Annotated in this window: 11 protein-coding genes; 6 read left to right on the forward strand and 5 right to left on the reverse strand. The window is 56.6% G+C overall.

Translation table 11 applies throughout. The annotated features are described in order from the left end of the window. Positions 1 to 21 precede the first annotated feature (21 nt). Complete coding sequence (locus tag B9N88_RS15985) at positions 22 to 2,460, forward strand: TonB-dependent siderophore receptor (protein WP_027608169.1); 2,439 nt, start codon at positions 22 to 24, stop codon at positions 2,458 to 2,460. Positions 2,461 to 2,520: 60 nt separating this feature from the next. Here B9N88_RS15985 and mnmE read toward each other — a convergent pair whose 3' ends face one another. From mnmE to rpmH, 5 genes are all read right to left on the reverse strand, one after another. Further along, the gene (gene mnmE / locus B9N88_RS15990) at positions 2,521 to 3,891 is read right to left on the reverse strand and encodes a tRNA uridine-5-carboxymethylaminomethyl(34) synthesis GTPase MnmE (protein ID WP_043293853.1); all 1,371 of its coding nucleotides are present in this window, start codon (positions 3,889 to 3,891) and stop codon (positions 2,521 to 2,523) included. A 79-nt stretch (positions 3,892 to 3,970) separates the two neighbouring features. Continuing rightward, positions 3,971 to 5,674 carry a membrane protein insertase YidC gene (gene yidC / locus B9N88_RS15995; protein ID WP_027608166.1) on the reverse strand — a complete coding sequence of 568 codons (1,704 nt, stop codon included), beginning with the start codon at positions 5,672 to 5,674 and terminating at the stop codon, positions 3,971 to 3,973. Positions 5,675 to 5,676: 2 nt separating this feature from the next. After that, entirely contained in the window at positions 5,677 to 5,922 is a 246-nt protein-coding gene (yidD, locus tag B9N88_RS16000) for a membrane protein insertion efficiency factor YidD (RefSeq protein ID WP_010207715.1), read from the reverse strand. Beyond that, positions 5,915 to 6,319, reverse strand: coding sequence for a ribonuclease P protein component (gene rnpA, locus B9N88_RS16005; protein WP_053128141.1), 405 nt, complete (start codon positions 6,317 to 6,319; stop codon positions 5,915 to 5,917). Before rnpA ends, yidD begins: the two co-directional genes overlap by 8 nt. 16 nt (positions 6,320 to 6,335) lie before the next feature. Continuing rightward, entirely contained in the window at positions 6,336 to 6,470 is a 135-nt protein-coding gene (rpmH, locus tag B9N88_RS16010) for a 50S ribosomal protein L34 (RefSeq protein WP_003213577.1), read from the reverse strand. Between the two features lie 585 nt (positions 6,471 to 7,055). Here rpmH and dnaA point away from each other — a divergent pair. From dnaA to B9N88_RS16035, 5 genes are all read left to right on the forward strand, one after another. Continuing rightward, positions 7,056 to 8,576: a chromosomal replication initiator protein DnaA gene (gene dnaA, locus B9N88_RS16015; RefSeq protein ID WP_027608165.1), complete on the forward strand. Its 1,521-nt coding sequence runs from the start codon at positions 7,056 to 7,058 to the stop codon at positions 8,574 to 8,576. 38 nt (positions 8,577 to 8,614) lie between these two features. Then, positions 8,615 to 9,718, forward strand: a complete 1,104-nt coding sequence (gene dnaN, locus B9N88_RS16020) for a DNA polymerase III subunit beta (protein ID WP_005783345.1) — start codon at positions 8,615 to 8,617, stop codon at positions 9,716 to 9,718. Between the two features lie 20 nt (positions 9,719 to 9,738). Further along, complete coding sequence (recF, locus tag B9N88_RS16025; RefSeq protein WP_027608164.1) at positions 9,739 to 10,842, forward strand: DNA replication/repair protein RecF; 1,104 nt, start codon at positions 9,739 to 9,741, stop codon at positions 10,840 to 10,842. Between the two features lie 4 nt (positions 10,843 to 10,846). After that, positions 10,847 to 13,264, forward strand: a complete 2,418-nt coding sequence (gyrB, locus tag B9N88_RS16030) for a DNA topoisomerase (ATP-hydrolyzing) subunit B (RefSeq protein ID WP_027608163.1) — start codon at positions 10,847 to 10,849, stop codon at positions 13,262 to 13,264. Between the two features lie 350 nt (positions 13,265 to 13,614). Then, positions 13,615 to 14,586 carry a class I SAM-dependent methyltransferase gene (locus B9N88_RS16035; RefSeq protein ID WP_027608162.1) on the forward strand — a complete coding sequence of 324 codons (972 nt, stop codon included), beginning with the start codon at positions 13,615 to 13,617 and terminating at the stop codon, positions 14,584 to 14,586. The last annotated feature ends 100 nt before the right edge of the window (positions 14,587 to 14,686 follow it).

The following is a 14,686-nucleotide window of genomic DNA, read 5'->3' on the forward strand; positions in this document are numbered from 1 at the left end:
ACCTTCAGGGCTTACCCACCTATGCGCCTTCGCACCAAGCTCCGCCAGCGACTTTCCTACCACGGTATGACGTGCAGCCTACTGCTCGGCACAGCAGCCACAGCCGGTGTTTTGCTATCCAATGACGCCATGGCCGCCAGCACGGTGCAGCATTACGCCATTGCGGCTGGTCCCCTGGACAATGCCTTGAGCCAATTTGCCGCCAGGGCGAATGTGATTCTGTCTTTCTCGCCCCAACAAACCGCGCGCTTGAACAGCACCGGGCTGGAAGGTGACTATTCGATTGAGCAAGGCTTTGCACTGTTGCTGCAGAACTCGGGGTTACAAGCGGTAGTCCAGGCGCCTGGCAGCTATGTCTTGCAGGCCATTCCTACAGGGCAACTCACGCTCGCGCCCACCACGGTCAGTACTTATCAACAGGCTGGGTTCAATCAGGAGATCGCCGGGGATGTGGGCTACAAAGCGCAAAACAGCCGTATCGGCACCAAGACCAGCACGCCTCTGTCGGAAACACCGCGTTCGGTATCGGTCGTCACCGGCCAGCGCATCAAGGACCAGAAGTCGCAGACCCTGACTGAAGTATTGGGCTACGTGCCAGGTATCTTCGCGCCGCCCTTTGCTGCTGGCGACGGTCTCGCAGGTGACTTGTTCTTCATCCGCGGTTTCAATGCCACGGATTACGGCTACGGCCTGCTGCGAGATGGCCTGCGTGTACAAGGCAATCGGTACGACACCACCAGTGAGCCCTATGGCCTGGAGCGGGTCGAAATATTCCGTGGGCCCTCTTCCCTGCTGTACGGTGAAAACGCGCCTGGCGGTTTAGTGAACCTGGTGAGCAAACATCCGACTGCCACGCCGCAGGGTGAAGTGCAGCTCGGTTATGGCTCGAATAATCGGCGTCAGTTGGGTGTGGATATCTCTGGTCCACTCAACGACAGCGACAATATCCTTGGCCGGGTGGTGATGCTCGGCCGCAAGTCTGATACGCAGACTGACCATGTTCCTGATGATCGCCTGTATATAGCGCCTTCACTGACCCTGAATTTCGACGACTTCAACACGCTCACTCTGTTGGCCAATTACCAAAAGGACCACACCAATCTCGAACTCGGCCTACCCGCCGCGGGGACCTTGCTTACAAATCCGAACGGAAAGCTGTCCAAGCACACCATGCTCGGCGACCCGGACTGGAATACGTTCGAACGTGAAGCCTGGAGCAGCGGCTACGAATTCAGCCACAGCTTCAATGATGAGTGGCAGTTCCGCCAGAACTCGCGGTACATGCAATCGCGCATCAACCGTCACGAAACCTGGCCGGGCACATTGAACAATGGCGGTTTCGGCACCCAACTGAACATGACGGCCTACGACCGCTACAACAAGTCGATGGTCTACTCCCTGGATAACCAGTTGGAAGGCAAATTCCAGGTCGGTGACCTGGAAAATACCGTGCTGTTCGGCGCCAGCTATGACCGCACCTCGTTCAACCAGGATTGGGACGCAGGCTTCGCCGGCACCATCAATGTGTATAACCCCGTGTACCTGCGTGAGCCGCTTACCCCGGTGGCTGTGCAAAACACCTTGCTCGAGCAGCAGATGAAGGGTGTTTATGCACAAATCCAGAGCAAGTATGACCACTGGTTGTTCCTGCTGGGCGGCCGCCAGGACTGGGTCGACAGTGATTTCCGCGACAAGGTCAACAAGGCCAGCGACACCGGCTCCGAAGACCGCAAGTTTACCTACCAGGGCGGGGTGATGTACCAGTTCGACAACGGCCTGACGCCGTACGTCAGCTACTCCACCGCATTTGTGCCTGTACAGCAGATCTCCAACGCCGGTTCACCGTTGAAGCCGATCACCAGTAGTCAGTATGAAGTGGGGGTGAAGTACGAACCGGTCGGCTGGGATACGGCGATGACCCTGTCGGTGTATGACTTGCGCAAGGAAGATGACACCTACCTCGACGCCACCACCAACAGCTACCGCCAGGTGGGCGAAAGCCGGGCCAAAGGGGCCGAGGTCGAGGTGAACAGCAACATCACGCCCAACCTGAATGTGACCGCAGCCTACACCTACACTGACGCTCGTATTACCAAGGACTCGGCTACCTCGCTGGTCGAGGGGCATCAGATGACGGGGGTTCCGCGCAACCAGGCCTCGGTGTGGGGCAAGTACCGCTTCCTCGATGGCCAACTCAGGGGCTTGTCCCTGGGCGGCGGTGTGCGCTATTTCGACAGTACGTTTTCTTACACCCAGCCAAGCCTGTACGGAAAGCTGGATGCTGGGAGCGTCACTCTGGTGGACGCAGCCGTCGGCTATCAGATCGACAAGCACTGGTCAGTGGACGTGAACGCCAAGAACCTGTTCGACAAGGAGTATGTTTCTGGATGCAACGACGCGGGCCGCTGCTACTGGGGTGACAGTCGTACACTGCTTGGGACTGTTTCGTACAACTGGTGATGGATGAAGGCCTGAAGAATCAAAATGATCTTCAGGCCGCTATCGCTGGCAAGCCTGCTCCTACTTGCCGATACAGAAGCTGGAGAAGATCCGTCCCAACAAATCATCGGAGCTGAATGCGCCGGTGATTTCTCCCAACAGCTGCTGCGCCTGGCGAAGATCCTCAGCCAGCAGCTCCCCCGCCCCCGCCAAGGTCAACTGCGCCCGGCCGTGCTCCAATGCCGAGCTTGCATGGCGCAGCGCCTCCAGGTGCCTGCGGCGCGCACTGAAGCTGCTTTCCGACGTCTGCTCGTAACCCATGCAGGCCTTGAGATGCTCGCGCAGCAATTCCAGGCCCTCACCCGCAGACTTGGCGCTCAGGCTGATAGTGACGTGGCCATCAGCGCTGGTTTCCATCGCAATGGCTTCACCCGTCAGATCGGCTTTGTTACGAATCAAGGTGACTTTGGCCGGGTCCGGCCGTTGCTCGAGGAATTCCGGCCACAATGCAAAAGGATCCACAGCCTCCGGCGCGGTGGCGTCCACCACCAGCAGTACCCGGTCCGCTTCGCCGATGGCTTTGAGCGCGCGTTCCACGCCGATCTTTTCCACCTGGTCATCGGTATCGCGTAAACCGGCGGTGTCGACGACGTGCAACGGCATGCCATCGATGTGGATATGTTCGCGCAGGATATCCCGGGTGGTGCCGGCGATCTCGGTGACAATGGCTGCTTCACGCCCCGCCAGCGCATTGAGCAGGCTGGATTTGCCGGCATTGGGACGCCCGGCGATCACGACGGTCATGCCGTCTCGCAGCAACGCGCCTTGCCCGGCTTCCCGCAGGACTGTGGATAACTCATCACGGACCTTATCCAGCATCGCCAATACATGGCCATCGGCAAGGAAGTCGATTTCCTCTTCAGGAAAATCAATCGCCGCCTCGACGTAGATGCGCAGGCTGATCAACTGTTCGGTCAAGTTATGCACACGCAGGGAAAAAGCGCCCTGCAGAGAGCGCAGCGCATTGCGTGCAGCTTGCGCAGAACTGGCCTCGATCAAATCGGCAATCGCCTCGGCCTGTGCCAGGTCGAGCTTGTCGTTGAGGAATGCCCGCTCACTGAACTCACCCGGGCGAGCCAGGCGGCAACCCAACTGCAGGCAGCGCTGCAGCAACATATCCAGAACGATCGGGCCACCGTGCCCCTGCAATTCCAGCACGTCTTCACCCGTGAAGGAGTTGGGTCCCGGGAAATACAGGGCCAGGCCTTCGTCCAATACTTCCTCATCAGAGCCGAGGAACGGGCCGTAATGGGCATAGCGCGGCGTCAACTCTCGTCCGCTGATGGCCTTCGCGGCAATCCCGGCGAGCGGTCCGGAAATACGAACGATACCGACACCGCCGCGACCCTGAGCGGTAGCGACAGCAGCGATGGTTTCACGAGGAGCGCTCATCAGCAGGTTCCAGAATAAAAGTGACGGAAAGCAAAACGCCCCACTAGGGGGCGTCTTGAGTGGTTATCCACAGAGTAAATTACGCCTCGGCTTTTTTGGTAGCCGCTTCGATTTTACGTGTGATGTACCACTGTTGAGAGATCGACAACACGTTGTTGACCACCCAGTACAGAACCAGGCCAGCCGGGAACCACAGGAAGAAGAAGGTGAAGATGATTGGCATCATTTTCATCACCTTGGCCTGCATCGGATCCGGCGGCGTCGGGTTCAGGCGCTGCTGGATAAACATGGTCGCGCCCATGATGATCGGCAGGATAAAGAACGGGTCTTTGATCGACAGGTCAGTTATCCACAGCATGAACGGTGCCTGGCGCATTTCCACGCTTTCCAGGAGTACCCAGTACAGCGACAGGAATACCGGCATCTGTACCAGAATCGGCAAGCATCCACCCAGCGGGTTGATCTTCTCTTTCTTGTACAGCTCCATCATGGCCTGCGACATTTTCTGCCGGTCATCGCCATGTTGTTCTTTCAGTGCGGCCAGTTTAGGGGCCACGGCACGCATGCGCGCCATCGACTTGTAGCTGGCGGCCGACAGTGGGAAGAAGATCCCCTTGATCAGCATGGTCAGGAAGATGATCGACCAGCCCCAGTTACCGACGATGCTGTGGATATGTTGCAGCAGCCAGAAGATCGGCTGGGCAATGAACCACAGGATGCCGTAATCCACAGTCAGTTCCAGACCTGGGGACAACTCTTTCAGCACGGCCTGGCTTTTCGGGCCGGCGTACAGCGTAGCGCTGGTTTCAGCCTTGGCACCTGGAGCGACGGTCATCGCCGGGCCTGTGTAGCCGATGATGTAGTTGCCTTTGCTGTCCTTGCGCGCCAGTACTGCATTGTTCTGGCCGGGCTGAGGAATCCACGCGGTCACGAAGTAGTGTTGCAGCCAGGCTACCCAGCCACCGTTCACGTTATAGGTGATCGGCGCCTTGGTTTTGTCTTCGGCCACTTTATCCATGTCTTTCATGGATACTTTTTTGTACGGCTCCGAACTTGTCCACAGGGCAGCGCCCAGGTAAGTCGCGGTACCCGTCGCAGTGCTGGACGATGGATCGGAACTGGCGTCACGCTTGAGCTGCGCAAACATTGCGCCGGTCCAAGGCTGGGCGCTCTGGTTGTCGATCAGATAGGTGACAACGATGTCGTACAGGCCGCGCTTGAGTGTGAAGCGCTTGATGTAGTTGACGCCGTCCTTGCTGAACTTCAAGTCCACGACCAGTTGGTCTTGGCCATCTGCCAGTTGATAGCTCTTCTTCTCCGCAGAGAAAATCGGACGACCGGTTGCACTCGCATCAGGGCCGTTGGTGCCGATCAGGCCACTTTGTGCCTGGTAAACACGTTCGCCACCGTTATCGAACAACTGGAATGGGATTTCCGGGTGATCCTGACGACGCGGATACAGCGGAAGTGTCAGCTTGGCAACATCGCCACCTTGCGGGTCGATAGCCAGGTCCAACACATCCGTCTTGATCTGGATGAGGTCGGTGCTTGCGGCAACTGCAACTTCGGCAGGTGCTTTTGTTTCGCCCGCTGCCCGTGGAATGTCATCACTGGCGGCAGTATTGGTGCCACTTACTGTATCGGGAAGCCCCGCTGGAACAGCATTGGCAGCAACATTCTGAGTCGGCAGGGCAGCCTGGCCATAGTCCTGGTTCCACTTAAGGACCATGACGTAGGACACGATTGCCAGGGCGACGATCAGGATCGTGCGTTTAATATCCATGATTACTCGGCCATCGAAGAAGAACGGGAGGTAGGGATAGGTGGAACCGGGTCATAACCACCGGGATTCCACGGATGACAGCGACCTAAACGACGAAAGGTCAGCCAGCCACCGCGCAGAAGACCATGATTTTCTATGGCCTCTAACGCGTAGCAGGAACAACTGGGGTAGAAACGACAGTGGCTGGCCATCAGAGGACTAATGGCATAGCGATAAAACTGGATCGGAACGAGTGCCAGTTTACGCATCGGTGCTGTCTACCCCTACAGTTTCGGTGCTGACTGCTGGTGCTGGTTTGTTGGTACGCGCCAGACGTTTCCAGAGCTTGCCGAAATGCTGAATCAATTCGGGGTTTTCTACATCCCCCAAGCCTTTGCGCGCGACGATAACAATATCCCAACCAACCAGAGTGTCCTGGTGGAGGCGAAACGATTCGCGCATCAGACGCTTGAGGCGATTGCGCTCAACGGAGAGCTTTACGCTCTTCTTGCCGATCACCAACCCGAGACGGGGGTGATCAAGATCGTTGTTACGCGCAAGGAGCAGGAGATTTTTCCCCGGAACCTTGCCGGTGGGGGAGTCAAAGACTGCCTTGAAGTGCCGGGGGGTTAGCAGACGCTTTTCCCGACTGAAGTCCTGACTCACCACCAGTACCGGATTATCAAACTGCCAGACGCGCACGACCTTTGGCGCGGCGACGCGACAGGACAGCACGGCCGTTCTTGGTAGCCATGCGAGCACGGAAGCCGTGGGTACGGGCGCGTTTGATGGTGCTTGGTTGGAAAGTACGTTTCATGGCGTTGTTACCTGGTTCGTCCACAACGGGCCGGAATGGCCCCCGTTTTAAGAGACCGGCGATTCTAGAGAAAGCAAGCCTCTAGGTCAATTTCCAACCAGCTTTTCCTTCAATTAGATCTTTACGGGCCTCCAGACCTTTTCTTTCCGTTCTGCTTCCATGAGCAATGCCATAGATATAAAAATAAAGAAGGAAGTTATTTAAAGCTTTTCTGTAAAGCTTATAAAAGCTAGGCAGGCCATCCTCTGTGGATAACTACCTTAAGGCCATATTCCACGTGCTGTACAGAGAATGACAACATGGGGGAGAAGCGGTGCTCTGCCTGTGCTGCGCTGTCGGATAAGCTGTGTGTGGAATGGCATGTTATCCACAGGCCAGTTACCCACAGACTTTCGACCCCACTTGTACAACGAGCTCAGGCGCGCTTATCCACAGAGCTTATGCACAGACCATCTGTCGCATTTTTTGCAGTTAAGGCATTGATTTTGGCTGGCCTGTGAGCAACCTACATGTGGATAAGTGGGCTGCTGGCCGCTACAATGGCGGCTGTTTTTGCCTCACCGGCTTTCAACTTAGGGGATATCCGTGTCAGTGGAACTTTGGCAGCAGTGCGTGGAGCTTTTGCGCGATGAGCTGCCTGCCCAGCAATTCAACACCTGGATCCGCCCGCTACAGGTCGAAGCCGAAGGCGACGAGTTGCGTGTCTATGCGCCCAATCGTTTTGTTCTCGACTGGGTCAACGAGAAGTACCTGAGCCGCGTTCTCGAATTGCTCGATGAACACGGCAATGGCCTTGCGCCCGTGCTTTCCTTATTAATAGGCAGCAAACGCAGCTCGGCACCTCGTGCTGCACCGAATGCTCCGCTCGCAGCGAGTGCCTCGCAGGCTCAAGCCCCTGTGGCGCCTGTTAATAACTCGCCAGCGCCGGTTGCCCAGACGCCTTCGAAAGCCTCGTCGCAGAACAACGCGCCTATCAATGAAGAGCCGTCCCGCGACAGCTTCGATCCGATGGCGGGTGCCAGTTCACAGCAGGCTCCGGTCCGCGCCGAGCAGCGCACGGTGCAGGTCGAAGGTGCGCTCAAGCACACCAGCTACCTGAACCGCACGTTCACCTTCGAGAACTTCGTCGAAGGTAAATCCAACCAGCTGGCCCGCGCGGCCGCCTGGCAGGTCGCCGATAACCCCAAGCATGGTTACAACCCGCTCTTCCTGTATGGCGGCGTTGGCTTGGGTAAGACCCACTTGATGCACGCTGTGGGTAACCACCTATTAAAGAAGAACCCGAATGCCAAGGTTGTGTACCTGCACTCGGAGCGCTTCGTGGCTGACATGGTCAAGGCCCTGCAGCTCAATGCGATCAACGAGTTCAAGCGGTTCTACCGCTCCGTTGATGCATTGCTGATCGATGACATTCAATTCTTCGCGCGCAAGGAGCGTTCCCAGGAAGAATTTTTCCACACCTTCAACGCCCTGCTCGAAGGCGGCCAACAGGTCATCCTGACCAGTGACCGTTACCCGAAGGAAATCGAAGGCCTGGAAGAACGCTTGAAGTCGCGCTTTGGCTGGGGCCTTACCGTTGCGGTAGAGCCGCCGGAGCTGGAGACCCGCGTAGCGATCCTGATGAAAAAGGCCGACCAGGCGAAAGTCGATCTGCCCCACGACGCCGCGTTTTTCATCGCCCAACGCATCCGTTCCAACGTGCGTGAGCTGGAAGGTGCGCTCAAGCGTGTCATTGCGCACTCTCACTTCATGGGCCGCGACATCACCATCGAGCTGATTCGCGAATCCCTGAAAGACTTGCTGGCATTGCAGGACAAACTGGTGAGTGTGGATAACATCCAGCGCACCGTGGCCGAGTACTACAAGATCAAGATTTCCGACCTGCTGTCCAAGCGCCGTTCGCGCTCGGTGGCGCGTCCTCGTCAGGTGGCCATGGCACTCTCCAAGGAGTTGACCAACCATAGCCTGCCGGAAATCGGTGATGTGTTTGGCGGCCGCGACCACACCACGGTCTTGCACGCGTGCCGCAAGATCAACGAACTTAAGGAATCCGACGCGGATATTCGCGAGGACTACAAGAACCTGCTGCGTACACTGACTACTTGATGACACCAGCGCAGCTTATTAAGGCAAGGGACTAGACCATGCATTTCACCATTCAACGCGAAGCCCTGTTGAAACCCCTGCAACTGGTCGCAGGCGTCGTCGAGCGCCGACAGACCTTGCCGGTGCTCTCCAACGTATTGCTGGTGGTCGAAGGCCAGCAATTGTCCCTGACCGGTACCGACCTGGAAGTCGAGCTGGTCGGTCGCGTGCAACTGGAAGAGCCCGCTGAACCTGGCGAGATCACAGTACCCGCGCGCAAGCTGATGGACATCTGCAAAAGCCTGCCGAACGACGCGCTGATCGACATCAAGGTTGATGAGCAGAAGTTGGTGGTCAAGGCGGGTCGCAGTCGTTTCACGCTGTCTACGTTGCCGGCCAATGATTTCCCGACTGTGGAAGAAGGCCCTGGCTCACTGACCTGCAGCCTGGAGCAAAGCAAACTGCGTCGTCTGATTGAGCGCACCAGCTTCGCCATGGCCCAGCAGGACGTACGTTACTACCTCAACGGCATGTTGCTGGAGGTGTCGGAAGGCATCATTCGCGCCGTGGCCACTGACGGTCACCGTCTGGCGATGTGCTCGATGCGCGCCGATATCGGTCAACCTGACCGTCACCAGGTGATCGTGCCGCGTAAGGGTATTCTCGAACTGGCGCGCCTGCTCACCGAGCCGGATGGCAATGTCAGCATCGTGCTGGGTCAGCACCATATCCGCGCGACCACCGGCGAGTTCACCTTCACCTCCAAGCTGGTCGACGGCAAGTTCCCGGATTACGAGCGCGTTCTGCCTAAAGGCGGCGACAAGCTGGTGATCGGTGATCGCCAGGCCCTGCGTGAAGCGTTCAGCCGTACTGCGATCCTGTCCAACGAGAAGTACCGGGGCATTCGTCTGCAGCTGGCCAACGGTCAGTTGAAAATCCAGGCCAATAACCCGGAGCAGGAAGAAGCGGAAGAGGAAGTGGGCGTCGACTACAACGGCGGTTCTTTGGAAATCGGCTTCAACGTGAGCTACTTGCTGGACGTGCTGGGTGTGATGACCACCGAACAGGTTCGCCTGATCCTGTCCGACTCCAACAGCAGCGCCCTGGTGCAGGAATCCGATAATGACGACTCGGCTTACGTTGTTATGCCGATGCGCCTGTAATCGTGCCCAGCAGAAGCTAGATGTCCCTTAGTCGCGTCTCGGTCACCGCGGTGCGCAATTTGCACCCGGTGACCTTCTCCCCCTCCCCCCGCATCAATATCCTCCACGGCGCCAACGGCAGTGGCAAAACCAGCGTGCTGGAAGCCATCCACCTGCTCGGGCTTGCCCGTTCCTTTCGCAGTGCCCGCTTGTTGCCGGTGATTCAGTACGAACAACTGGCTTGCACGGTATTTGGCCAAGTCGAACTGGCAGAGGGTGGGCACAGCAGCCTGGGGATTTCTCGTGATCGCGGCGGTGAGTTCCAGATTCGCATCGACGGGCAAAATGCTCGCAGTGCCGCACAACTGGCAGAGATCCTGCCGTTGCAACTGATCAACCCTGACAGCTTCCGCTTGTTGGAAGGCGCGCCGAAGATCCGCAGGCAGTTCCTCGACTGGGGAGTGTTCCACGTGGAACCGCGATTCATGGCCACGTGGCAGCGCCTGCAGAAGGCCCTGCGGCAGCGGAACTCATGGCTGCGGCATGGTACACTTGACGCCGCTTCGCAAGCGGCCTGGGACCGGGAATTGTGCCTGGCCAGCGATGAAATAGATGAATACCGCCGTGCCTATATCAAAGCCTTGAAACCAGTCTTTGAGCAGACCTTGAGTGAGTTGTTGGATCTCGAGGGGCTGACGCTGAGTTACTACCGTGGCTGGGACAAAGACCGTGAGCTGAGTGCAGTGCTCGCGACGTCCCTGCAGCGGGATCAGCAAATTGGCCATACCCAGGCCGGACCCCAACGGGCTGATTTGCGTCTTAGATTAGGCGCACACAATGCTGCGGATATCTTGTCCCGCGGCCAGCAGAAGTTGGTGGTGTGTGCACTGCGGATCGCCCAGGGGCATCTGGTTAGCCAAGCCCGACGTGGTCAGTGTATTTATCTGGTGGATGACTTGCCGTCTGAACTCGACGAGCAACACCGCCGTGCGTTATGCCGCTTGTTGGAAGATTTACGCTGCCAGGTGTTTATCACCTGTGTAGACCACGAATTATTGAGGGAAGGCTGGCAGACGGAAACGCCAGTCGCTTTGTTCCACGTGGAACAAGGCCGTATCACCCAGACCCACGACCATCGGGAGTGAAGGCATGAGCGAAGAAAACACGTACGACTCGACCAGCATTAAAGTGCTGAAAGGTTTGGATGCCGTACGCAAACGTCCCGGTATGTACATTGGCGACACTGATGACGGTAGCGGTCTGCACCACATGGTGTTCGAGGTGGTCGACAACTCCATCGACGAAGCTTTGGCCGGTCACTGCGACGACATCAGCATCATCATCCATCCGGACGAATCCATTACCGTGCGCGATAACGGTCGCGGCATCCCGGTAGATGTGCACAAAGAAGAAGGTGTTTCGGCGGCAGAGGTCATCATGACCGTGCTCCACGCCGGTGGTAAGTTCGACGACAACTCCTACAAAGTCTCCGGTGGTCTGCACGGTGTGGGTGTGTCGGTGGTGAACGCTCTGTCCGAAGAGCTGATCCTGACGGTTCGCCGCAGTGGCAAGATCTGGGAGCAGACCTACGTCCACGGTGTACCGCAGGAACCGATGAAAATCGTTGGCGACAGCGAAACCACTGGTACCCAGATCCACTTCAAGCCCTCGGCTGATACCTTCAAGAACATCCACTTCAGCTGGGACATCCTGGCCAAGCGGATTCGTGAATTGTCCTTCCTCAACTCCGGTGTCGGCATCGTCCTCAAGGATGAGCGCAGCGGCAAGGAAGAGCTGTTCAAATACGAAGGTGGCTTGCGTGCGTTCGTTGAATACCTGAACACCAACAAGACTGCGGTCAACCAGGTGTTCCACTTCAACATCCAGCGTGAAGACGGCATCGGCGTGGAAATCGCCCTGCAATGGAACGACAGCTTCAACGAGAACCTGTTGTGCTTCACCAACAACATTCCACAGCGTGACGGTGGTACTCACCTGGTGGGTTTCCGTTCGGCGCTGACGCGTAACCTGAACACCTATATCGAAGCCGAAGGCCTGGCGAAGAAGCATAAGGTCGCCACCACCGGTGACGATGCCCGTGAAGGCCTGACCGCAATCATCTCGGTGAAAGTGCCGGACCCTAAGTTCAGCTCCCAGACCAAAGACAAGCTGGTGTCTTCCGAAGTGAAAACTGCGGTTGAACAGGAGATGGGTAAGTACTTCTCCGACTTCCTGCTGGAAAACCCGAACGAAGCCAAGCTGGTTGTCGGCAAGATGATCGACGCCGCACGTGCCCGTGAAGCGGCGCGTAAAGCCCGTGAGATGACCCGCCGTAAAGGTGCGCTGGATATTGCCGGCTTGCCAGGCAAACTGGCTGACTGCCAGGAGAAGGACCCTGCCCTCTCCGAACTGTACCTGGTGGAGGGTGACTCTGCTGGCGGTTCCGCCAAGCAGGGTCGTAACCGTCGCACCCAGGCCATCCTGCCGTTGAAGGGTAAGATCCTCAACGTCGAAAAGGCTCGTTTCGACAAGATGATTTCCTCCCAGGAAGTCGGCACCTTGATCACGGCACTCGGCTGCGGTATTGGCCGAGACGAGTACAACATCGACAAGCTTCGCTATCACAACATCATCATCATGACCGATGCTGACGTCGACGGTTCGCACATCCGTACCCTGCTGCTGACCTTCTTCTTCCGTCAGTTGCCCGAGCTGATCGAGCGTGGCTACATCTACATCGCCCAGCCGCCGTTGTACAAAGTGAAGAAAGGCAAGCAAGAGCAATACATCAAAGACGACGACGCCATGGAAGAGTACATGACGCAGTCGGCCCTGGAAGATGCCAGCCTGCACTTGAACGACGAAGCCCCGGGGATCTCCGGCGAGGCGCTGGAGCGTCTGGTTAACGACTTCCGTATGGTGATGAAGACACTCAAGCGCCTGTCGCGCCTGTACCCACAGGAATTGACCGAGCACTTCATCTACCTGCCGTCCGTAAGCCTGGAGCAGTTGGGCGACCACGCACACATGCAGGAATGGCTGGCCCAGTACGAAGTGCGCCTGCGCACTGTCGAAAAATCCGGCCTGGTGTACAAAGCCAGCCTGCGTGAAGACCGTGAACGTAACGTCTGGCTGCCAGAGGTCGAATTGATCTCCCACGGCCTGTCGAACTACGTCACCTTCAACCGCGACTTCTTCGGCAGCAACGACTACAAGACCGTTGTGACCCTCGGCGCGCAACTGAGCACCCTGCTGGACGACGGTGCTTATATTCAGCGTGGCGAGCGTAAGAAAGCGGTCAAGGAGTTCAAGGAAGCCCTGGACTGGTTGATGGCGGAAAGCACCAAGCGCCACACGATCCAGCGATACAAAGGTCTGGGCGAAATGAACCCGGATCAGCTGTGGGAAACCACCATGGACCCAGCTCAGCGTCGTATGCTGCGCGTAACCATCGAGGACGCCATTGGCGCAGACCAGATCTTCAACACCCTGATGGGTGATGCGGTCGAACCTCGCCGTGACTTCATCGAGAGCAATGCCCTGGCAGTGTCTAACCTGGACTTCTGATTCCGGTGTAGGTTGAAAGGATAGTTGCGATGTTTCACAAATAAATGTTCGACCAGCCCCTAGGGTTAGGTTGCCATTTTTGAAAAGGGCCCGCTTACAGCGGGCCTTTTTTTGGTTCACGGAATCCTGGGAAACACAGAAACAAGAACGCCGATCTGATTGATGAACCCCGGCTAATCCAAAGAATTCAAAACCCAGGCAGTTATAACAGCGTCACCTTGTTTACTGCGCTGGACCATCTTCAGGGACGCTTGATCAGTTGCATAAAGTGCCAACGCTGCTATCAGTAAGGCTCCTCGGGTGCGAGCGCGCTACACTGGCAAAAATAGCTCGGGACGGGGTTCTGGAAGATGACGCTGGTAACGGATGAAGAGTTTGATGCCGCTTTGGCTGTGATGCAAAAGCTGCTTTGGGCTGATCCCCAGGATAGAGAGCGACTGCAAACGCTTGGCCTTAATCTCATCCCTTGCAATTTTTACTCAAGTACACCATCGATTTCCGAAACGTATAGCTCCTATGAATACAACGAATCAGAACCACCGTATCTGCACAGTGTCCTGTTTGATCAGGAAAAACTCCGGGCGGAGTTGATCAAGCTGATTCCGTACGCGGTGGATTTCAATCCTGCTGAAGTGGATGATCACGAAACTTGTACCTCCTATTTCTGGAAAAACGGCCAATTCACATGCAGTGATGCCATGGCCTATTACGCCTATGTCAGGCAGATCCGCCCGAAGACCATTGTGGAGATAGGCAGTGGGTTCTCATCACTGATTGCCCTGGAGGCGCTGGGCAAAAACGGAACGGGACGGTTGCACTGCATAGAACCTTTTCCGAGGCCCTTTATCACGTCGCTGAGCAACGAGGGCGCCCTTCAATTGGAAACGATACGTGCCCAGGATTTGACCGTTGAGATGTTGAATTCCACGCTGCAAGATGGCGATATCCTGTTTATCGATTCCACCCACACGGTCAAAACAGGTAGCGATTGCCTGCATATTTACCTTCGCTTGCTACCGAAAATAACCAGGAAAATATTTGTCCATGTTCATGATGTTTTTCTGCCCTTTGGTCTTCCACAGAAGTGGTTGATCGATCACCAGATCTACTGGACCGAACAGTATTTACTGCTGGCGCTGTTGATTGACAACCCACGCACGAAACTGTTGTTCGGCAATGCGTACCACAAACATTTCAACGATGATCTTTTGACCAAACTCATGCAGGGTCGATCTGAAAGCGGCGGGGCCAGTTTCTGGTTTGAGTTTGATGGGCGCATATCCACTACGGATTTAACCAGAGCAGGCGTCGAAGACCTCTAGAGTTGCGTATCCAGCGCCTTGAGTGGCTTTCGAACACTGAGGGCTCATCATCTATTTTGTGAGTCCACACCAGGTACAACACCAAAATAAAAAAGGCCAA

The sequence above is a fragment of the Pseudomonas sp. LAMO17WK12:I1 genome, assembly GCF_900177315.1.
Taxonomy (GTDB): domain Bacteria; phylum Pseudomonadota; class Gammaproteobacteria; order Pseudomonadales; family Pseudomonadaceae; genus Aquipseudomonas; species Aquipseudomonas marginalis.

What these genes read in the sequence shown, in the direction of transcription:
- yidC (WP_027608166.1), bottom strand. Translation starts at nt 5,674, where the DNA reads ATGGATATTAAACGCACGATCCTGATCGTCGCCCTGGCAATCGTGTCC.
- recF (WP_027608164.1), top strand. Translation starts at nt 9,739, where the DNA reads ATGTCCCTTAGTCGCGTCTCGGTCACCGCGGTGCGCAATTTGCACCCG.
- rpmH (WP_003213577.1), bottom strand. Translation starts at nt 6,470, where the DNA reads ATGAAACGTACTTTCCAACCAAGCACCATCAAACGCGCCCGTACCCAC.
- gyrB (WP_027608163.1), top strand. Translation starts at nt 10,847, where the DNA reads ATGAGCGAAGAAAACACGTACGACTCGACCAGCATTAAAGTGCTGAAA.
- yidD (WP_010207715.1), bottom strand. Translation starts at nt 5,922, where the DNA reads ATGCGTAAACTGGCACTCGTTCCGATCCAGTTTTATCGCTATGCCATT.
- B9N88_RS16035 (WP_027608162.1), top strand. Translation starts at nt 13,615, where the DNA reads ATGACGCTGGTAACGGATGAAGAGTTTGATGCCGCTTTGGCTGTGATG.
- dnaN (WP_005783345.1), top strand. Translation starts at nt 8,615, where the DNA reads ATGCATTTCACCATTCAACGCGAAGCCCTGTTGAAACCCCTGCAACTG.
- mnmE (WP_043293853.1), bottom strand. Translation starts at nt 3,891, where the DNA reads ATGAGCGCTCCTCGTGAAACCATCGCTGCTGTCGCTACCGCTCAGGGT.
- B9N88_RS15985 (WP_027608169.1), top strand. Translation starts at nt 22, where the DNA reads ATGCGCCTTCGCACCAAGCTCCGCCAGCGACTTTCCTACCACGGTATG.